This is a genomic window from Maribacter forsetii DSM 18668 (genome assembly GCF_000744105.1).
Classification (GTDB): domain Bacteria; phylum Bacteroidota; class Bacteroidia; order Flavobacteriales; family Flavobacteriaceae; genus Maribacter; species Maribacter forsetii.
In genome coordinates this window covers 3,448,234-3,469,393 of sequence record NZ_JQLH01000001.1, presented here as the reverse complement: position 1 = coordinate 3,469,393, position 21,160 = coordinate 3,448,234, and the positions used below count along the sequence as shown (strand labels likewise).

Sequence of the window (21,160 nt, the reverse complement as noted above, 5' to 3'; positions counted from 1 at the left end):
GAGGAGGTTTAGCCCATGTTAATAATACCAGTAAAAGAAGGAGAAAACATCGATAGAGCTTTAAAGCGTTTCAAGCGTAAGTTCGATAAGACAGGTACAATGAGACAGTTACGTAAGCGTCAACAGTTCAATAAGCCGTCGGTAGTTCGTAGAGCACAGATACAAAAAGCAGAATATATTCAAGGTCTAAGAGATCAGGAAGAAGTTTAGACTTTGTCGTATAAGATATAAAATCCCGCAAATTGCGGGATTTTTTTTGCTCAAATTTCACCAAATTCAAAACTTTAATACCTTTAGGTGATGTTTTTAAGTGAATTTATTTCTTATCTCTCTTTGGAGAAAAATTATTCTAAACATACGATTAAGGCGTATGAGAATGATTTGCTTGAATTTAGTGATTTTTGCTTATCAAGTTATGATATCCATGATATTGATATTATAGAATATAATATTGTTCGGTTTTGGATAGTTAAACTGTCTGAAAGTAAAATCAATAATAGGTCAATCAATAGGAAAATAGCATCGCTGAAAGCTTATTTTAAGTTTCTTCAAAAAATAGAAGTGACAGATGTTAACCCTTTGAATAAGCATAAGGCATTAAAGACTGCTAAGAAAGTTGAGATTCCTTTTTCTGAATTAGAGATGGAGAAGGTGTTATCGCAAATAGAGTATAAAGAAGATTTTGAGGGTAAAAGAGATGAGTTGTTAATACATGTATTGTATGTTACAGGTATGCGTAGGGCAGAGGTTATTGCTCTAAAAGTATTAGATGTTAATTTTGAAGCAATGACAATTAAGGTCTTGGGTAAACGCAATAAGGAGAGAATTATACCAATGCTTTTAGAGACCAAAGAGAAATTTATAGATTATTTAAATGGGCGTGAAAGCTTGAGTGAAGTTGTTGACGAAGAAACTATGTTCTTAACGAAGTCAGGCAATAAATTGTATGAAACACTTGTTTATAGGTTAATAAAAAAGTACTTTAGAGAGGTTTCCTCAAAGGTGAAGACGAGTCCGCATATTCTGAGGCATACCTTTGCTACGCATCTTTTAAATAAAGGCGCGGATTTAAATGCTGTTAAAGAGTTGTTAGGTCATTCTAGTTTGGCTTCTACCCAGGTTTACACACATAATAGCATTGCAGAGTTGAAAAAAGTTCATGCAAAAGCTCATCCTAGGGGAAACAAATAATTTTTGTTAAATCAGGCTAAATTCTTAAAGCCATAAATTTTCTGACTATGAAAGTAAATACGCAATCGGTAAATTTTAATGCAGACGATAAGTTGATTAATTTCCTTCAAAATAGACTTGACAAAGTGGAAACCTTTTATTCTAAGGTGATTAGCTCAGATGTTTATATGAAAGTGGAGAACACGAGTGCCAAAGAGAATAAGATAGTAGAGATTAAAATTTCGGTTCCTAAAGATAAATTTGTGGTAAAAAAACAATGTAAATCATTTGAAGAGGCTGTAGACTCTGCTTGTAGTTCGCTGGAACGTAGGCTAATAAAGCAAAAAGAAAAAATAAGATTACATGCTTGATAAAAATTTTTCAAAATTTGTTTTGAATAAACAAAAAATACTATACATTTGCAGTCCGTTAGAAATAGCGGGCTTTTTTATGACAGAAAAAGTCGTGAAATAAGCCGATGTAGCTCAGCTGGCTAGAGCAGCTGATTTGTAATCAGCAGGTCGTGGGTTCGAGTCCCTCCATCGGCTCTTAAGTTCTTTAAAATATTAGTTTGAGGGGAGATACTCAAGCGGCCAACGAGGGCAGACTGTAAATCTGCTGACTACGTCTTCGCAGGTTCGAATCCTGCTCTCCCCACTAAACTATTTTCTAAGGAATTTTATTGAAATATTGTAATATTATAAGCGGGAGTAGCTCAGTTGGTAGAGCGTCAGCCTTCCAAGCTGAATGTCGCCGGTTCGAACCCGGTCTCCCGCTCTATAAATTTGACAGTAATGTCATCCCTGCGAAGGCAGGAATCTATCTTTTGGGTGGGTTCAACACTTTACGCCGGTGTAGCTCAGGGGTAGAGCGTTTCCTTGGTAAGGAAGAGGTCACGAGTTCAATTCTCGTCATTGGCTCAATTAAGGTATAAATTTGTACACTAATATAAACTAAGAATAAAATACATTAAACATGGCAAAGGAAACTTTCGATCGTTCCAAACCGCACTTAAATATAGGTACTATTGGACACGTGGATCACGGTAAAACTACATTGACTGCTGCTATTACTACTGTTTTGGCAAATGCAGGTCTTTCTGAATTGAGAAGTTTCGATTCTATCGATAACGCTCCTGAGGAAAAAGAAAGAGGTATTACAATTAACACTTCACACGTAGAGTATTCTACAGCTAACCGTCACTATGCACACGTTGACTGTCCTGGTCACGCGGATTATGTAAAGAACATGGTTACTGGTGCTGCTCAAATGGATGGTGCTATATTAGTTGTTGCTGCTACAGATGGTCCTATGCCACAAACACGTGAGCACATCTTATTAGGTCGTCAGGTTGGTATTCCAAGAATCGTTGTATTCATGAACAAAGTGGATATGGTTGATGATGAGGAGTTGATCGAGCTTGTTGAAATGGAAGTAAGAGAATTGCTTTCTTTTTACGAGTATGATGGTGATAATGGACCTGTAATCGCTGGTTCTGCATTAGGTGCATTGAACGGTGAGCAAAAGTGGGTTGATACTGTAATGGAATTGATGGCTGCTGTTGATGATTGGATCGAGCTTCCTAAAAGAGATGTTGATAAGGATTTCTTAATGCCTGTTGAAGATGTATTTACTATTACTGGTCGTGGTACTGTTGCAACTGGTCGTATAGAAACTGGTATTGCTAACACTGGTGATCCTGTTGAGATTATTGGTATGGGTGCTGAGAAATTGAACTCTACTATTACTGGGGTTGAAATGTTCCGTAAGATATTAGATAGAGGTGAGGCTGGTGATAACGTAGGTATCTTGTTAAGGGGTGTTGAAAAATCTCAAATTAGCCGTGGAATGGTAATCTGTAAGCCAGGTTCTGTTAAGCCACATGCTAAATTTGAAGCTGAGGTTTACGTATTGAAAAAAGAAGAAGGTGGTCGTCATACGCCATTCCATAATAACTATCGTCCTCAGTTTTACGTAAGAACAACGGATGTAACAGGTAATATTGCACTTCCTTCAGGAGTTGAAATGGTTATGCCTGGTGATAACTTAACAATTACAGTTGAATTGATTCAGCCAATCGCATTGAGCGTAGGTCTTCGTTTCGCTATCCGTGAAGGTGGTAGAACAGTAGGTGCTGGTCAAGTAACTAAGATTATAGATTAATTTTAATCTAAAATAAGTATTGTGTATAAGGGTGTCCTGCTCAAGCGGGACACCTTTACATGCAAATAATAGAATACGTGATTTAATTATCGCTATTCATACGGGTGTAGCTCAGTTGGTAGAGCACTGGTCTCCAAAACCAGGTGTCGGGAGTTCGAGTCTCTCCTCCCGTGCCACAATAGAATTTGGAATATAGGTATCCTATTTGTTGAAATTGTAAAAAGCATTTAAATGTTCACATATATAAAAGAATCCGTTGAAGAGTTGAGGAATAATGTTACTCTTCCGTCACGTGCAGAATCATCTAACTTGATGGTTATTGTAGCTGTGTTTTCTATCCTTTTTGCTTTGGCAACTTGGGGAGTAGATACGGTCTTTAGTAAGGTGATTAAATCTTATTTCAACTTCGTTTTAAACTAAATAGGACTATGTCAGAAGTATTGGATAAAAAGTGGTACGTTGTAAGAGCTGTTAGTGGTCAAGAGAATAAAATCAAAGGATACATTGAGAGTGAAGTAGAGCGTCATGGTTTCTCTGACTATTTAGAAGATGTTCTTGTTCCTACCGAAAAAGTTGTTCAAATCAGAAATGGAAAGAAGATAAACAAAGAAAGAGTTTATTTTCCTGGTTATATCATGATTAAAGCGAACCTTGGTGGTGAAATGGTTCATATTATAAGGTCTATTACGAATGTAATAGGTTTTTTAGGTGAAACTAAAGGAGGGGATCCTGTTCCTTTAAGAAAGAATGAAGTGAACAGAATGCTTGGTAAAGTAGATGAGCTAGCTGTAAATACAGATAGCGTTGCAATTCCATTTGTATTTGGTGAAACGGTAAAAGTAATTGATGGTCCTTTCAATGGCTTCAATGGTACTGTTGAGAAAATAAATGAGGAAAAACGTAAGCTTGAGGTTATGGTTAAGATTTTCGGAAGAAAAACACCATTAGAGTTAAGTTACATGCAGGTAGAGAAAGTATAAGTATTAGAATAAGTGTTACATACATATAATTAAAGTAGTGTTGCTTCCGTAAACACACTTTCAATTTAATTTTAAACAATGGCAAAAGAAATAGGTAAAGTAGTTAAACTACAAGTTAAGGGAGGTGCAGCGAATCCATCGCCACCGGTTGGACCTGCCTTAGGAGCTGCTGGTGTTAACATAATGGAATTCTGTAAGCAGTTTAATGCTCGTACGCAGGATAAACCAGGTAAGATATTACCAGTTGTTATCACCGTTTACAAGGATAAGTCTTTCGACTTCGTTGTAAAAACTCCACCGGCGGCAATTCAGCTATTGGAAGCGGCTAAGATTAAAAAAGGATCTGGCGAACCTAACAGAGTAAAATTAGGTAGTGTTACCTGGGACCAAATCAAGGCAATAGCCGAAGATAAAATGGTTGACCTTAATGCATTTACGGTAGAATCTGCTATGAGTATGATAGCTGGTACTGCGCGTTCTATGGGTATGAAGGTAGCAGGAAAAAAACCTTTTTAAAATCTTAAAAGTAATTAAATGGCAAAGTTAACTAAGAAGCAAAAGGAAGCGCACTCCAAAATAGAGAAAGATAAATTATACTCTGTTACGGAAGCTTCAGCTTTAATTAAAGAGATAACCAATACAAAATTCGATGCATCTGTAGATTTAGCTGTTCGTTTGGGTGTAGATCCAAGAAAAGCAAATCAAATGGTTCGTGGTGTGGTAACATTACCTCATGGAACTGGTAAAGATGTTAAGGTTTTGGCTTTGGTAACACCAGACAAAGAAGCAGAGGCTCAAGAAGCAGGTGCAGACTATGTTGGTTTAGATGAGTATTTGGAGAAAATTAAAAGCGGTTGGACAGATGTTGATGTAATCATCACTATGCCAAGTGTAATGGGTAAATTAGGACCTTTAGGTCGTGTATTAGGACCAAGAGGTTTAATGCCTAATCCAAAAACTGGAACTGTTACTATGGATGTAGCGAAAGCTGTATCTGAGGTTAAGGCAGGTAAAATAGATTTTAAAGTTGATAAAACCGGTATCGTACATGCTGCGATAGGTAAGGCTTCTTTTACTGCTGATAAATTGGCAGATAATGCTAAGGAGTTGTTGGATACTTTGAATAAGATGAAGCCAACTGCGGCAAAGGGTGTTTATATGAAATCAATTTTCATGTCTAGCACAATGAGTCCTAGTTTGCAATTAGATCCAAAGTCAGTTTAACAACTGGTAGTTAAAAATTAATAGTATGACAAGAGAAGAAAAAGCAACGGTTATAAAAGATTTGACTACGCAGTTGGCAGATAGCAGCACTATATATGTAGCTGATATCTCAGGTTTAGATGCAGGAACAACTTCTGATTTAAGAAGAGCTTGTTTTAAAGCTGATATTAGACTAGCTGTAGTTAAAAATACATTGCTTGCAAAGGCAATGGAAGCTTCTGATAAAGAATTTGGTGAATTACCGGAAATATTAAAAGGGAATACTTCTCTTATGTTTTCTGAGGTTGCCAATGCTCCAGCAAAATTAATAAAGAATTTCAGAAAGAAATCTGATAAGCCTTTATTGAAAGGAGCTTTTGTAGAAGAAGCAATTTACATAGGTGATGAAAACTTGGATGCTTTAGTTAGCATTAAGTCTAAGGAAGAAATGATTGGAGAAATCATTGGATTATTACAATCTCCAGCTAAAAATGTTATTTCTGGACTTAAATCTGGTGGTGGAAAAATCGCTGGTATCCTTAAAACATTATCTGAAAGATAAGTACGCACAATAAACTAAGTATATTTTAAAAATTTTATTAAACGATAGAAAATGGCAGATTTAAAAGATTTCGCAGAACAATTAGTTAACTTAACAGTTAAAGAAGTAAACGAGTTAGCTGATATATTAAAAGATGAGTACGGTATTGAGCCTGCAGCAGCAGCAGTAGCAGTAGCTGCCGGTGGTGGTGGTGAAGCTGGTGAAGCAGCAGAAGAAAAAACTGAATTCGATGTAATATTGAAAGCAGCAGGTGCTTCTAAATTAGCAGTAGTTAAATTGGTTAAGGAATTAACTGGTTTAGGTTTGAAAGATGCGAAAGATATCGTTGATAGCGCGCCAAAAGCTGTTAAAGAAGCAGTTACTAAAGATGAGGCTGAAGGTATCAAAAAATCATTGGAAGAAGCTGGAGCAGAAGTTGAGCTTAAATAATAGCAACAACCATATTACTTTTGGTTTAGGTCTTTGCGCTTTTTGCGTTTAGACCTAAGCCATTTTATAGAATTAGGTATATTAAGAGGTATACTACTCATTTAGTACTCACGATCAAAACACTGTCCGTAGATGTTCACAAATAATACTGAAAGAATAAGCTTCGCTTCCGCAAGAAACACACCGGATTACCCGGATTTCTTAGATATTCAGATTAAATCTTTCCAAGACTTTTTTCAACTAGAGACTAAATCAGATGAAAGAGGTAACGAAGGTCTTTATAACACCTTCATGGAAAATTTTCCAATTACTGATACAAGAAATCAGTTTGTATTGGAATTTTTAGATTATTTCATAGATCCACCAAGATATTCTATTCAAGAATGTATCGAACGTGGTCTTACTTACAGCGTTCCTTTAAAAGCACGTCTTAAATTATATTGTACGGATCCTGAGCATGAGGATTTCGAAACAATTGTACAGGATGTTTATTTAGGTACGATTCCTTACATGACTCCAAGTGGTACCTTTGTTATCAATGGTGCTGAAAGGGTTGTTGTTTCTCAGTTGCACCGTTCTCCTGGTGTATTCTTTGGACAGTCTTTCCATGCAAATGGAACAAAATTATATTCTGCTAGGGTAATTCCTTTTAAAGGTTCTTGGATAGAATTTGCTACCGATATTAATGGCGTTATGTATGCTTATATCGATAGAAAGAAAAAATTACCGGTTACTACATTGTTCAGGGCTATTGGTTTTGAGCGTGATAAGGATATATTAGAGATTTTCGACCTATCGGAAGAAGTTAAGGTTTCTAATGCCGGACTTAAAAAAGTACTTGGTCGTAAATTAGCAGCAAGAGTTTTGAACACTTGGCACGAGGATTTTGTTGATGAGGATACTGGTGAGGTTGTATCGATCGAGCGTAATGAGATTGTACTTGATAGAGATACCATTCTTGAAAAAGAGCATATAGCAGAAATTATTGATGCAGATGTAAAAACTATTCTTTTACATAAAGAGAATAATGCACAATCTGATTATGCTATTATTCATAATACATTACAGAAAGATCCAACGAACTCTGAAAAAGAAGCAGTTGAGCATATCTATCGTCAATTACGTAATGCTGAGCCGCCAGATGAGGAAACAGCACGTGGTATTATAGATAAATTATTCTTCTCTGATCAACGTTACAACTTAGGTGAAGTTGGCCGTTATAGAATGAACAAAAAATTACAGTTGGATATTGGAATGGACAAGCAAGTCTTGACTAAAGAAGATATCATAACTATCATTAAATATTTAATTGAGTTAATTAACTCAAAAGCAGAAATTGATGATATTGATCACTTGTCTAACCGTCGTGTTAGAACAGTAGGTGAGCAATTGTCTTCTCAATTCGGTGTTGGTCTTGCGCGTATGGCAAGAACAATCCGTGAGCGTATGAACGTTCGTGATAATGAGGTGTTTACACCTATAGATTTAATTAATGCGAAGACATTGTCTTCAGTTATTAATTCTTTCTTTGGTACAAACCAGTTATCTCAGTTTATGGATCAAACAAATCCGTTAGCAGAGATTACGCACAAAAGAAGATTATCTGCATTAGGTCCAGGTGGTTTATCTAGAGAGCGCGCAGGTTTTGAAGTACGTGATGTTCACTATACGCACTACGGTCGTTTATGTCCTATTGAAACTCCAGAAGGTCCGAACATTGGTTTGATATCTTCTTTATCTGTATTTGCGAAAGTAAATCCGATGGGCTTCTTAGAGACACCATATAGAAAAGTTACGGATTCTGTAGTAGATTATAAGAATTTCGCATATTTAAGTGCTGAGGAGGAAGAAGGAATGAAAATCGCGCAAGCGAATATTCCTATGAAAGAAGACGGTACAATTGATGCTGAAAAGGTTATTGCAAGGGAAGAAGGTGATTTCCCTGTTGTAGATCCATCAGAAATTCAATATACGGATGTTGCTCCAAATCAAATTGCATCTATTTCTGCATCTTTAATTCCTTTCTTGGAACATGATGATGCAAACAGGGCTTTGATGGGATCTAACATGATGCGTCAGGCAGTTCCGTTGTTAAAACCACAATCGCCAATTGTTGGTACAGGTTTGGAACGTCAAGTAGCTTCAGATTCAAGAGTACTGATCAATGCAGAAGGTGATGGTGTTATTGAGTATGTAGATGCTCAAAAAGTTACTATTAAGTATGATAGAACTGATGAAGAAAGATTAATCAGTTTCGAGGACGATAGTAAGACTTATTTCTTGGTGAAGTTTAGAAAGACCAACCAAGGAACGAACATTAACTTGAAACCAATTGTACAAGTTGGTGATAGAGTTAAAAAAGGTCAAGTTCTTTGTGAAGGTTATGCAACTGAAAAAGGTGAATTAGCATTAGGTAGAAACTTAACAGTTGCGTTTATGCCATGGAAAGGATATAACTTTGAGGATGCTATTGTAATTTCTGAAAAAGTTGTTCGTGATGATATTTTCACGTCTATTCACGTTGATGAGTATTCTTTAGATGTTAGAGATACTAAATTAGGAGCAGAAGAGCTTACGCATGACATACCTAACGTTTCAGAAGAGGCTACAAAAGACCTTGATGAAAATGGTATGATTAGAATTGGAGCAGAGGTTAAGCCTGGTGATATTCTAATAGGTAAGATTACTCCTAAAGGAGAATCAGATCCAACTCCAGAAGAAAAATTATTACGTGCTATTTTTGGTGACAAGGCTGGTGATGTAAAAGATGCTTCATTAAAAGCTTCACCTTCGTTAAGAGGTGTTGTAATCGATAAGAAATTATTCTCTAGATCAGTTAAAGACAAGAGAAAACGTTCTGAAGATAAAGAAGAGTTATCTAAACTGGAATTAGAATATGAAGTAAAATTCCAAGAATTGAAAGATGTTCTTGTTGAGAAATTATTTACTATAGTTAATGGTAAAACTTCTCAAGGTGTTCTAAATGATTTAGGTGAAGAAGTATTACCTAAGGGTAAAAAGTATACGATGAAAATGTTGAATTCTGTTGATGATTTCGCTCACTTAGTTGGTGGAAGCTGGACAACAGATAGTGATACTAATTCATTAGTAGCTGATTTGCTTCATAACTATAAAATTAAACTTAACGATTTACAAGGTAACTTGAGAAGAGATAAGTTTACAATATCTGTTGGTGATGAGTTACCAGCTGGTATTATGAAGTTGGCTAAAGTCTATATTGCTAAAAAGCGTAAGCTTAAAGTTGGTGATAAGATGGCAGGTAGACACGGTAACAAAGGTATTGTATCTAGAATAGTGCGTCATGAAGATATGCCGTTCTTGGAAGATGGAACTCCTGTTGATATCGTTCTTAATCCACTGGGTGTACCTTCTCGTATGAACATTGGACAGATTTATGAAACTGTATTAGGTTGGGCTGGGCTTAAACTTGGTAGAAAGTACGCGACTCCAATTTTTGATGGTGCTACTTTAGATCAAATTAATGCTTATACTGACGAAGCAGGTATTCCAAGATTTGGTCATACATACTTATATGATGGTGGAACTGGACAACGTTTTGATCAACCTGCAACGGTAGGTGTGATCTATATGTTGAAACTTGGACACATGGTAGATGATAAGATGCATGCTCGTTCAATAGGACCATACTCTTTAATTACACAACAACCATTGGGTGGTAAAGCTCAATTTGGTGGTCAGCGTTTTGGAGAAATGGAAGTTTGGGCACTTGAGGCTTATGGTGCATCTGCAACTTTACGCGAGATTTTAACGGTTAAATCTGATGATGTTATCGGAAGAGCTAAAACCTATGAATCTATCGTTAAAGGTGAGACAATGCCAGAACCTGGTTTACCAGAATCTTTCAACGTTTTAATGCACGAACTTAAGGGATTAGGTTTGGATATTAGACTTGAGGAATAGTTCAATATTTTATATTGAAGAACTATTAAGTAAAACAAATTAAAACATTATCAGCACGCTATTATGGCTAGAATAAAAGATAATAACCCAGTAAAAAGGTTCGATAAAATTTCAATAGGATTAGCTTCGCCAGAATCTATTTTGGCAGAGTCTAGAGGTGAAGTTTTAAAGCCTGAAACAATTAACTATAGAACTCACAAACCAGAACGTGATGGTTTATTCTGTGAGCGTATTTTTGGTCCAGTTAAGGATTATGAATGTGCTTGTGGTAAATACAAGCGTATTCGTTACCGTGGGATCGTATGTGACCGTTGTGGTGTAGAGGTTACAGAGAAAAAAGTTCGTAGAGATCGTGTAGGTCATATTAACTTGGTAGTACCGGTTGCTCATATCTGGTATTTCCGTTCTTTACCAAATAAAATAGGATACTTATTAGGTTTGCCGTCCAAGAAATTGGATATGATAATTTACTACGAACGTTACGTAGTTATTCAGCCAGGTATAGCTAAAGGTCCTGAAGGAGAAGAAATCCAAAAAATGGATTTCTTGACTGAAGAGGAGTATTTAAATATTATTGATACTATTCCTCAAGAAAATCAATATTTAGAAGATTCTGACCCAAATAAGTTTATTGCTAAAATGGGAGCAGAGTGTTTAATTGATTTGTTAGGTAGAATAAACCTTAAAGAACTTTCTTTTGAGCTAAGACATAAAGCAAACACAGAAACGTCTAAACAACGTAAAACGGAAGCTTTAAAACGTTTGCAAGTTGTAGAAGCTTTAAGAGAATCTCAGGAGAATAGAGAAAATGAGCCAGAATGGATGATTATGAAAGTAATTCCGGTTATACCACCAGAATTACGTCCATTAGTGCCATTAGATGGAGGTCGTTTTGCAACTTCAGATTTAAATGATCTTTATAGAAGGGTTATTATTCGTAACAACCGTTTGAAGAGATTAGTAGAAATTAAAGCACCAGAAGTTATTCTTAGAAATGAGAAACGTATGCTTCAGGAAGCTGTCGATTCTTTATTTGATAATACAAGAAAGGCATCTGCTGTAAAAACTGAATCTAACAGACCGTTAAAGTCACTTTCAGATTCATTAAAAGGTAAGCAAGGTCGTTTCCGTCAAAACTTACTTGGTAAGCGTGTTGATTATTCTGCACGTTCGGTAATTGTTGTTGGACCGGAATTGAACTTATACGAATGTGGTCTTCCAAAAGATATGGCTGCTGAATTATACAAGCCTTTTGTAATCAGAAAACTGATAGAAAGAGGTATTGTAAAAACAGTAAAGTCCGCTAAGAAAATTATAGACAAAAAAGAGCCTGTAGTTTGGGATATTTTAGAGAATGTATTGAAAGGTCACCCAGTTTTATTAAACAGGGCTCCTACATTACACCGTTTAGGTATTCAAGCTTTCCAACCTAAATTAATAGAAGGTAAAGCAATTCGTCTTCACCCATTGGCATGTACTGCATTTAATGCGGATTTTGATGGGGATCAAATGGCGGTTCACTTACCATTAGGACCAGAAGCAATTTTAGAAGCACAACTATTGATGCTTGCTTCTCAAAACATATTAAACCCTGCGAATGGTTCACCTATTACGGTACCATCACAGGATATGGTCTTGGGTCTGTATTATATGACCAAAGAGCGTAAATCAACACCAGAAGTACCAATTATTGGTGAAGGTTTAACATTTTATTCAGCAGAAGAGGTGGAGATTGCTTTTAATGAAGGCATGGTAAATCTTAATGCAGGTATTAAAGTTAGAGCTAAAGATTTCAATGAAGAGGGTGAGTTGGTTTATAAAATTATACCTACTACCGTAGGTCGTGTATTATTTAATAATCACGTACCAGAGGAAGCAGGTTTTATTAACCAAGTATTAAATAAGAAAGCCTTAAGAAATATTATTGGCGATATTTTAGCGGTAACTAGTGTTCCTGTTACAGCTGCATTCTTGGATAAGATTAAGACTATGGGATATGAATTCGCTTTCAAAGGTGGATTGTCCTTTAGTTTAGGGGATATTATTATTCCTGCTGAAAAAATGGACATGATCGGTGAAGCCAATGTTCAGGTTGATGGTATTATGGCCAATTATAACATGGGTCTTATTACTAACAATGAAAGATATAATCAGGTTATTGATGTTTGGACATCTACTAACGCTCAATTAACAGAGTTGGCTATGAAACGTATCCGTGAGGATCAGCAGGGTTTCAACTCGGTGTATATGATGCTTGATTCTGGTGCAAGGGGTTCTAAAGAACAAATTCGCCAGTTAACAGGTATGCGTGGTTTGATGGCTAAGCCTAAAAAATCTACTGCCGGTGGTGGGGAGATTATTGAAAACCCGATTCTTTCTAACTTTAAAGAAGGTCTTTCAATTCTTGAGTACTTTATTTCTACTCACGGTGCACGTAAGGGTCTTGCGGATACCGCTTTGAAAACGGCAGATGCTGGTTACTTAACAAGAAGATTGGTAGATGTTTCTCAAGATGTTATTATTAACACCGAAGACTGTGGAACACTGAGAGGTGTAGAAGTTCAGGCGCTTAAGAAGAATGAAGAAATCGTTGAAAGCTTAGGTGAAAGAATTTTAGGTCGTGTATCATTACATGATGTATATAACCCAATGACCGAAGAATTAGTACTTCAAGCTGGTCAGCAAATAATGGAAGCTGATGTGAAGAGAGTTGAAGCATCTCCGATTGAGAAAATCGAAGTACGTTCTGCTCTTACTTGTGAAGCTGAAAAAGGAATTTGTGCTAAATGTTACGGAAGAAACCTTTCAACCAATAAAATGGTACAAAGAGGTGAAGCCGTAGGTGTTGTTGCTGCTCAGTCAATTGGTGAGCCTGGGACACAGCTTACACTTAGAACATTCCACGTAGGTGGTATTGCAGGTAACATTTCTGAAGATAACAAATTAGAAGTGAGATTCTCCGGTGTTGCTGAAATTGAAGATTTGAGAACAGTTACTGGTGAAGGTTCAGATGGTAAGCCAGCTGAAATTGTAATCTCTAGAACTAGTGAGATAAAAGTTGTTGATGCTAAAACAGGTATTACTCTAAGTACAAGTAATATTCCTTACGGTTCACAATTATTTGTTGAGAACGGAGCTAAGGTTGCTAAAGGAGATGTAATCTGTTCTTGGGATCCATATAACGGTGTTATCGTTTCAGAATTCCCAGGTAAGATTGCTTATGAGAATATTGAACAAGGTGTAACTTATCAAGTTGAAATTGATGAGCAAACCGGTTTCCAAGAAAAAGTTATTTCTGAATCTAGAAACAAGAAGTTGATACCAACATTATTGATTCAAGATGCTAAAGGTGAAACTTTACGTTCGTACAACCTGCCTGTAGGTTCTCACATTATGGTAGATGATGGAGATAAGATTAAGGAAGGTAAGACGTTGGTTAAGATTCCGCGTAAATCCGCTAAGGCAGGTGATATTACGGGTGGTCTTCCAAGAGTTACTGAATTATTCGAAGCAAGAAATCCTTCAAACCCAGCTGTAGTATCTGAAATTGATGGTGTAGTTTCTTTTGGTAAGATCAAGAGAGGTAACAGGGAAATTATCATTGAATCTAAATTAGGCGAGGTTAAGAAATATCTAGTGAAACTTTCTAATCAAATCTTAGTACAAGAAAACGATTATGTTAGAGCTGGTATGCCATTGTCTGATGGTTCTATTACTCCAGAAGATATCTTGGCAATTAAAGGACCATCTGCTGTTCAACAGTACTTGGTAAACGAAGTTCAGGAAGTTTATAGATTACAAGGTGTGAAGATTAATGACAAACACTTTGAGGTCGTTGTTAGACAAATGATGCGTAAAGTAAGAATTCAAGATCCAGGTGATACAATCTTCTTAGAGAATCAATTGATTCATAAAGATGATTTCATTAGGGAGAATGATGAAATCTTTGGTAAGAAAGTGGTAATGGAAGCAGGTGATTCTGATAACCTTAAACCAGGTCAAATTGTTACTCCTAGAGAGTTAAGGGATGAAAATTCTTTATTAAGACGTGGAGATAAGGCATTGGTTGAAGCCAGAGATGCTGTTTCAGCAACTGCAACTCCAATATTACAAGGTATTACAAGGGCATCATTACAGACGAAATCATTTATTTCTGCTGCATCGTTCCAGGAAACGACTAAGGTGTTAAATGAAGCTGCTGTAAGTGGTAAGATTGATACATTAGAAGGTCTTAAGGAGAATGTTATTGTTGGTCATAAGATTCCGGCTGGTACGGGTATGAGAGACTATGATAGCATTATTGTTGGATCCAAAGAAGAATATGATGAAATAATGGCCAGAAAAGAGGCATTAAGATTCTAATTTTATACTAACCCTCAAATTTTATTTGGGGGTTATTTTTTTAATAAAACTATAATATGAGTGACAATAAGAATCCGAGTCAAAAACAAATTAATATTGAATTGGATGAGAAGATGGCAGAAGGAATTTATTCTAATCTAGCTATTATTAATCATTCAGTTTCTGAATTTGTAGTTGATTTTATTAGTATGATGCCAGGAGCTCCAAAGGCAAAGGTGAAGAGTAGAATTATACTTACCCCGCAACATGCTAAGAAGTTTTTAAAAGCATTGAATGATAATGTACAACGGTTTGAAAAAGCTAATGGTACAATAAAGGATTATGAACAGCCTTCAATACCAATGAACTTTGGTCCGACTGGTGAAGCATAAAAAAAGCCCAACGTATAAAGTTGGGCTTTTTTTATTCGAATTCAGAGGTAAAGTGTAGTTTTACAGAGGGATATTTTTGCTGCGTCATTTGCAGGGAGAATTGGGAATCTGCTAAAAACACTAATTGACCTTTTTTGTCCTTTGCCAAGAATTTTTGCTTTACACGTTCAAATTCTTTGAACTCATCTGTTTTTCTGTTTTCTGTGCCTACCCAACATGCTTTATAAACATTAAAGTTCTCGTAACTACATTTAGCTCCATATTCATGTTCCAGTCTATATTGAATAACTTCAAACTGTAAAGCACCTACAGTTCCAATAACTTTTCTGCCATTTAATTCTAAAGTAAATAATTGGGCTACACCTTCATCCATTAATTGGTCAATTCCTTTGTAGAGCTGTTTGGACTTCATAGGGTCGGCATTGTTGATATACCTAAAGTGTTCGGGAGAAAAGCTTGGAATGCCTTTGTAATGTAGACTTTCGCCTTCTGTTAATGTATCTCCGATTTTAAAATTACCTGTATCATGCAATCCTACAATATCTCCTGGATATGAAATATCTACAATTTCTTTCTTTTCGGCAAAAAATGCATTAGGACTCGAGAATTTTAATTTTTTACCATTTCTAACGTGTAAATAAGGTTTGTTTCTTTCAAAAGTGCCAGACACTATTTTAATGAAAGCTAATCTATCTCTATGCTTAGGGTCCATGTTTGCATGGATTTTAAAAACAAATCCAGTCATTTCTTTTTCATTTGCTTCAACAAGGCGCTCTTCTGCATTTTTTGAACGTGGGGTAGGTGCTATTTGAACAAAACAATCTAATAGCTCTCTAACACCAAAATTGTTTAACGCAGAACCAAAGAATACAGGTTGTTGGTCGCCTTTAAGATATAGTTCTTTGTCAAAACTTGGGTAAACACCCCAAACCAATTCTAAGTTATCTCTTAATTCAGATGCTGCTTTACTTCCTATTATTTTATCTAACTCCGGATTTGCAACATCGTCAAAAGCAATAGTCTCTTCAATGTTCTTTTTACTATCACCACTAAAAAGATTGATATTTTTTTCAAAGATGTTATAGATACCTTTAAAATCGTAACCCATGCCAATTGGAAAACTCAGCGGAGTAACGGAAAGACCTAATTTTTGTTCCAATTCATCTAATAGATCAAAGGCATCTTGCCCTTCTCTATCCAACTTATTAATGAATACCAGCATTGGTATTTTACGCATCCTGCAAACTTCAACCAGTTTTACGGTTTGTTCTTCAACACCCTTTGCAACGTCAATAACAACAATTACACTATCAACTGCAGTTAAGGTTCTAAAAGTGTCTTCAGCGAAGTCTTTGTGACCAGGAGTGTCAAGAATGTTGATTTTTTTGTCTTTATAATTAAAAGCAAGAACAGAAGTGGCTACAGAAATACCTCTTTGTCTTTCAATTTCCATGAAATCACTGGTAGCGGTTTTTTTGATTTTATTGTTTTTAACAGCTCCCGCTTCTTGAATTGCACCACCAAAAAGTAATAATTTTTCAGTTAATGTAGTTTTACCTGCATCTGGGTGAGAAATTATTCCAAAGGTTCTTCTACGTGCTATTTCTTGCTTAAAGGTCATATTCAAAATTTGTGCAAAAGTAATATAAATTCAATTCTTAAGATTTATGAAATGCTGTGGGTAGGGTAAATTTATTTTCTTGTGTATAAAACTGATTAACTGTGAGTTATGTGCGTGTGTGTAAATAAGGTATATATTATTAAATATTTTATAGTCTTTTATTAAGAATTCCACGTAAATAATATTGAAATGTTAAATATTCTTAATTAATTATTGCGCGTTTTTTGCCGATTGCCCCTTTATTTCTTTGGTTAATCGAAAAAGAATTTGAGTTGATTCAATTATAATATATCTTAGCATCGTTTAATAAGACTGCCCCACTTTCTTATAACGAACAATTAAAAACACTACCAAATGCCATGGTGATTAGTAAAACACTAACACTTATGGGTAAAATTACTTTTTTTAAAACGGTCGGGTTTATATTAAAAAACTCTAGGCTATTTAATTTTTGCTTTCTAACCTTTTTTTATGTTTTCAATTTATTTGGAATAGAGGTTATAGATAAGCATAGAGTTAATACTTTAATAGCAACAGATAGTTGTGTTGAATTAGATTCTAAAGAGATACGTGCAGAAGATTTAGGTGTCGGAAGCGGTATTTATGATGGAAGTTTAGCCGTTAATAATATTGATGTTAGCTACAAATGGGGATTGCCTGAAGGTAGTATTCTTCTATCGATGACAGGGGGAAGTACTTTTAGCTCAGGATTATTTATGGTCCGTGAAGGGTTTAGTACGACTTTTACGGTTTCTGGTTCGGTTCCGGTTTATATAACTGCTAAACATTCAGAGCTGACAGCTGCCAATAGTAGGGATGGAATCGTAGCATTAGATGGCGTAAATTATGACTTCACTACTGCAGTTTTAGCAAATGGTTTAACCTCTAATATTGAAGGTGATAATTATTATATCCAAAACAACACAAATCACATTATTGATGAACATGAAAGGTTTACTTGGAAATCTAACTCAGTTGCAAACCAGATAGAGTTTTATACAACTTCACCTTTTCATAGTGCTATTATTTTAAGTTTGAGACCTTTAGTGTGTCAAGCAGAACCTGGACCCGATACCGATGGTGACGGGGTTCCTGACAGTGCTGATCTTGATGATGATAACGATGGTATTTTGGATACGGAAGAGGATCCTGATTTAGATGGTGACAACGACCCGTTGACAGATCCTTTGGATACTGACAATGATGGAATACCTAATCATTTGGATATCGATAGCGACGATGATGGTATTCCGGATAATGTAGAGGCACAGACAACTGACGGTTATATAGCGCCAAACGAGGACGATGCCGCAACGTATGCTTCAAACGATGGTGTCAACAGTGCATACCCTGATGGACTTACACCTGTGAATACTGATGGTACTGATGAGGAAGATTATTTAGATGATGATAGCGACAATGATTTGGTTCCGGATAACAACGAGGGTAACGATTTTAATTTTGACGGTATTCCCGATCAGACCTTTACAGGTATCGATACGGATGGTGACGGACTTGATGATGGTTACGAAGGTTCTGATGTGAACGATGGTTTCGATGTCAATGATGAGATTGATGATCCTGCTAACGATTTACCTGATACGGATGGTACAGAAGATGTAAATTACCGTGATCTTGATGACGATGGCGATGGTATCGATACTCCGGACGAGGATGCGAACAATGATGGCGACCCTACCAATGATGATAGTGATAATGATGGTACACCTGATTATCTTGATCCAGACAGTCCTGGACCCGATACCGATGGGGACGGGGTTCCTGACAGTGCTGATCTTGATGATGATAACGATGGTATTTTGGATACTGAAGAGGATCCTGATTTAGATGGTGACAACGACCCGTTGACAGATCCTTTGGATACTGACAATGATGGAATACCTAATCATTTGGATATCGATAGCGACGATGATGGTATTCCAGATAATGTAGAGGCACAGACAACTGACGGTTATATAGCTCCAAACGAGGACGATGCCGCAACGTATGCTTCAAACGATGGTGTCAACAGTGCGTATCCTGATGGACTTACACCTGTTAATACTGATGGTACTGATGAGGAAGATTATTTAGATGGTGATAGCGACAATGATTTGGTTTTCGATAACAACGAGGGTAACGATTTTAATTTTGACGGTATTCCCGATCAGACATTTACAGGTATCGATACGGATGGTGACGGACTTGATGATGGTTACGAAGGTTCTGATGTGAACGATGGTTTCGATGTCAATGATGAGATTGATGATCCTGCTAACGATTTACCTGATACGGATGGTACAGAAGATGTAAATTACCGTGATCTTGATGATGATGGCGATGGTATCGATACTCCTGACGAGGACGCGAACAATGATGGCGACCCTATCAACGATGATAGTGATAATGATGGTACGCCTGATTATCTTGATCCAGACAGTCCTGGACCCGATACCGATGGGGACGGGGTTCCTGACAGTGCTGATCTTGATGATGATAACGATGGTATTTTGGATACTGAAGAGGATCCTGATTTAGATGGTGACAACGACCCGTTGACAGATCCTTTGGATACTGACAATGATGGAATACCTAATCATTTGGATATCGATAGCGACGATGATGGTATTCCAGATAATGTAGAGGCACAGACAACTGACGGTTATATAGCTCCAAACGAGGACGATGCCGCAACGTATGCTTCAAACGATGGTGTCAACAGTGCATACCCTGATGGACTTACACCTGTTAATACTGATGGTACTGATGAGGAAGATTATTTAGATGATGATAGCGACAATGATTTGGTTTTCGATAACAACGAGGGTAACGATTTTAATTTTGACGGTATACCCGATCAGACATTTACAGGTATCGATACGGATGGTGACGGACTTGATGATGGTTACGAAGGTTTTGATGTGAACGATGGTTTCGATGTCAATGATGAGATTGATGATCCTGCTAACGATTTACCTGATACGGATGGTACAGAAGATGTAAATTACCGTGATCTTGATGACGATGGCGATGGTATCGATACTCCTGACGAGGACGCGAACAATGATGGCGACCCTACCAATGATGATAGTGATAATGATGGTACTCCGGACTATTTGGATCCTGATACTGTACCTATGGAAGATTTAGATGCTATTGATGATATAGTTTCAACGCCAGTAGATACTCCAATAGAAATCGATATTCTTGACAATGATTTTGGGATTCCAACCGACGGAACTTTAACGGTAACTGATCCGTCTAACGGAACGGTGGAAATCAATGATGGAGGTACACCTGATGATATATCCGATGATACGATCACATATACTCCAAATGACGGATACGAAGGAACAGATACTATCGAGTACACTGTTTGTGATGCTGAAGGCAATTGCGATACTGCTACGGTAACCATTACAGTTGGAGAGCCCGTTGCGCTTGATGTTGTGGATGATTCTGTTTCTACCCCAATTGACACTCCAATAGAAATCGATATTCTTGACAATGATTTTGGGATTCCTACCGACGGAACTTTAACGGTAACTGATCCGTCTAACGGAACGGTGGAAATCAATGATGGAGGTACACCTGATGATATATCCGATGATACGATTACATATACTCCAAATGACGGATACGAAGGAACAGATACTATCGAGTACACTGTTTGTGATGCTGAAGGCAATTGCGATACTGCTACGGTAACCATTACAGTTGGGGAGCCCGTTGCGCTTGATGTTGTGGATGATTCTGTTTCTACCCCAATTGACACTCCAATAGAAATAGATATTCTAGACAATGATTCTGGGATTCCTACGGATGGAACGTTAACGGTAACTGATCCATCAAACGGAACGGTGGAAATCAATGATGGAGGTACGCCCGATGATATATCCGATGATACGATCACATATACTCCAAATGACGGATACGAAGGAACAGATACTATCGAGTACACTGTTTGTGATGCACTAGGTAATTGTGATACTGCAACTGTTGAAATATTAGTTGTAGATAATGATCCTACAGAAACAGACGATAATCCAATCGAAGTAAATCAAATGGTGACACCAAATGGTGATGGTAGAAACGAATTCTTATTCATTAGAGGTGTAGATAAAATCCGTAGCAGTACCTTAAAAATATTCAATAGATGGGGTGTTGCAGTTTACGAAGGTGAAAATTATAATAATCAAAATAATGTATTTGACGGTAGGTCAAGAGGTAGGTCTACGTTAAGTACAGATGATTATCTTCCAGCCGGAATATATTTCTATATATTTGATTATACTACCTTTGAAGGAGAAAACAAGGTTGATAGTGAATATCTTTATATTAGTAGATAATAGTTGAT

The 21,160-nt window shown here is 36.7% G+C and carries 15 protein-coding genes and 5 tRNA genes; 19 read left to right on the top strand and 1 reads right to left on the bottom strand.

The features are described from left to right. Nucleotides 1–15: 15 nt before the first annotated feature. From rpsU to P177_RS14685, 18 genes are all read left to right on the top strand, one after another. Nucleotides 16–210, top strand: a complete 195-nt coding sequence (gene rpsU / locus P177_RS14770) for a 30S ribosomal protein S21 (protein ID WP_036155953.1) — start codon at nucleotides 16–18, stop codon at nucleotides 208–210. Between the two features lie 90 nt (nucleotides 211–300). Continuing rightward, nucleotides 301–1,191, top strand: coding sequence for a tyrosine-type recombinase/integrase (locus tag P177_RS14765; protein WP_036155951.1), 891 nt, complete (start codon nucleotides 301–303; stop codon nucleotides 1,189–1,191). A 47-nt stretch (nucleotides 1,192–1,238) separates the two neighbouring features. After that, nucleotides 1,239–1,541, top strand: coding sequence for a ribosome hibernation-promoting factor, HPF/YfiA family (hpf, locus tag P177_RS14760; RefSeq protein WP_036155949.1), 303 nt, complete (start codon nucleotides 1,239–1,241; stop codon nucleotides 1,539–1,541). A gap of 103 nt (nucleotides 1,542–1,644) precedes the next feature. After that, a tRNA-Thr gene (locus P177_RS14755) sits at nucleotides 1,645–1,718 on the top strand. Nucleotides 1,719–1,745: 27 nt separating this feature from the next. After that, nucleotides 1,746–1,827, top strand: a tRNA-Tyr gene (locus P177_RS14750). 47 nt (nucleotides 1,828–1,874) lie between these two features. After that, nucleotides 1,875–1,947 (top strand) — tRNA-Gly (locus P177_RS14745). A 71-nt stretch (nucleotides 1,948–2,018) separates the two neighbouring features. Continuing rightward, nucleotides 2,019–2,090, top strand: a tRNA-Thr gene (locus tag P177_RS14740). 55 nt (nucleotides 2,091–2,145) lie between these two features. Next, on the top strand, nucleotides 2,146–3,333 hold the full coding sequence (gene tuf / locus P177_RS14735; RefSeq protein WP_036155947.1) for an elongation factor Tu: 1,188 nt from the start codon (nucleotides 2,146–2,148) through the stop codon (nucleotides 3,331–3,333). A gap of 100 nt (nucleotides 3,334–3,433) precedes the next feature. Next, a tRNA-Trp gene (locus P177_RS14730) sits at nucleotides 3,434–3,509 on the top strand. Nucleotides 3,510–3,564: 55 nt separating this feature from the next. Next, nucleotides 3,565–3,753: a preprotein translocase subunit SecE gene (secE, locus tag P177_RS14725; RefSeq protein ID WP_036155945.1), complete on the top strand. Its 189-nt coding sequence runs from the start codon at nucleotides 3,565–3,567 to the stop codon at nucleotides 3,751–3,753. 8 nt (nucleotides 3,754–3,761) lie between these two features. Next, on the top strand, nucleotides 3,762–4,313 hold the full coding sequence (nusG, locus tag P177_RS14720; protein WP_036155943.1) for a transcription termination/antitermination protein NusG: 552 nt from the start codon (nucleotides 3,762–3,764) through the stop codon (nucleotides 4,311–4,313). Between the two features lie 78 nt (nucleotides 4,314–4,391). Further along, nucleotides 4,392–4,829 (top strand): 50S ribosomal protein L11, encoded by a 438-nt coding sequence (gene rplK, locus P177_RS14715; RefSeq protein ID WP_027067854.1) that lies wholly within the window; start codon nucleotides 4,392–4,394, stop codon nucleotides 4,827–4,829. 18 nt (nucleotides 4,830–4,847) lie between these two features. Then, nucleotides 4,848–5,537: a 50S ribosomal protein L1 gene (gene rplA, locus P177_RS14710; protein WP_036155941.1), complete on the top strand. Its 690-nt coding sequence runs from the start codon at nucleotides 4,848–4,850 to the stop codon at nucleotides 5,535–5,537. 25 nt (nucleotides 5,538–5,562) lie between these two features. Further along, complete coding sequence (gene rplJ, locus P177_RS14705; RefSeq protein ID WP_036155939.1) at nucleotides 5,563–6,078, top strand: 50S ribosomal protein L10; 516 nt, start codon at nucleotides 5,563–5,565, stop codon at nucleotides 6,076–6,078. A gap of 51 nt (nucleotides 6,079–6,129) precedes the next feature. Beyond that, entirely contained in the window at nucleotides 6,130–6,507 is a 378-nt protein-coding gene (gene rplL / locus P177_RS14700) for a 50S ribosomal protein L7/L12 (protein ID WP_036155937.1), read from the top strand. A gap of 132 nt (nucleotides 6,508–6,639) precedes the next feature. After that, nucleotides 6,640–10,449, top strand: a complete 3,810-nt coding sequence (rpoB, locus tag P177_RS14695; RefSeq protein WP_036155934.1) for a DNA-directed RNA polymerase subunit beta — start codon at nucleotides 6,640–6,642, stop codon at nucleotides 10,447–10,449. Nucleotides 10,450–10,512: 63 nt separating this feature from the next. After that, nucleotides 10,513–14,811 (top strand): DNA-directed RNA polymerase subunit beta', encoded by a 4,299-nt coding sequence (gene rpoC, locus P177_RS14690; protein WP_036155932.1) that lies wholly within the window; start codon nucleotides 10,513–10,515, stop codon nucleotides 14,809–14,811. 56 nt (nucleotides 14,812–14,867) lie between these two features. After that, nucleotides 14,868–15,182 (top strand): DUF3467 domain-containing protein, encoded by a 315-nt coding sequence (locus P177_RS14685; RefSeq protein WP_036155930.1) that lies wholly within the window; start codon nucleotides 14,868–14,870, stop codon nucleotides 15,180–15,182. 31 nt (nucleotides 15,183–15,213) lie between these two features. Here P177_RS14685 and P177_RS14680 read toward each other — a convergent pair whose 3' ends face one another. Beyond that, nucleotides 15,214–16,803, bottom strand: a complete 1,590-nt coding sequence (locus P177_RS14680) for a peptide chain release factor 3 (protein WP_036155928.1) — start codon at nucleotides 16,801–16,803, stop codon at nucleotides 15,214–15,216. 386 nt (nucleotides 16,804–17,189) lie between these two features. Here P177_RS14680 and P177_RS14675 point away from each other — a divergent pair, with 386 nt between their 5' ends. Then, nucleotides 17,190–21,152, top strand: coding sequence for an Ig-like domain-containing protein (locus tag P177_RS14675; protein WP_051941862.1), 3,963 nt, complete (start codon nucleotides 17,190–17,192; stop codon nucleotides 21,150–21,152). The last annotated feature ends 8 nt before the right edge of the window (nucleotides 21,153–21,160 follow it).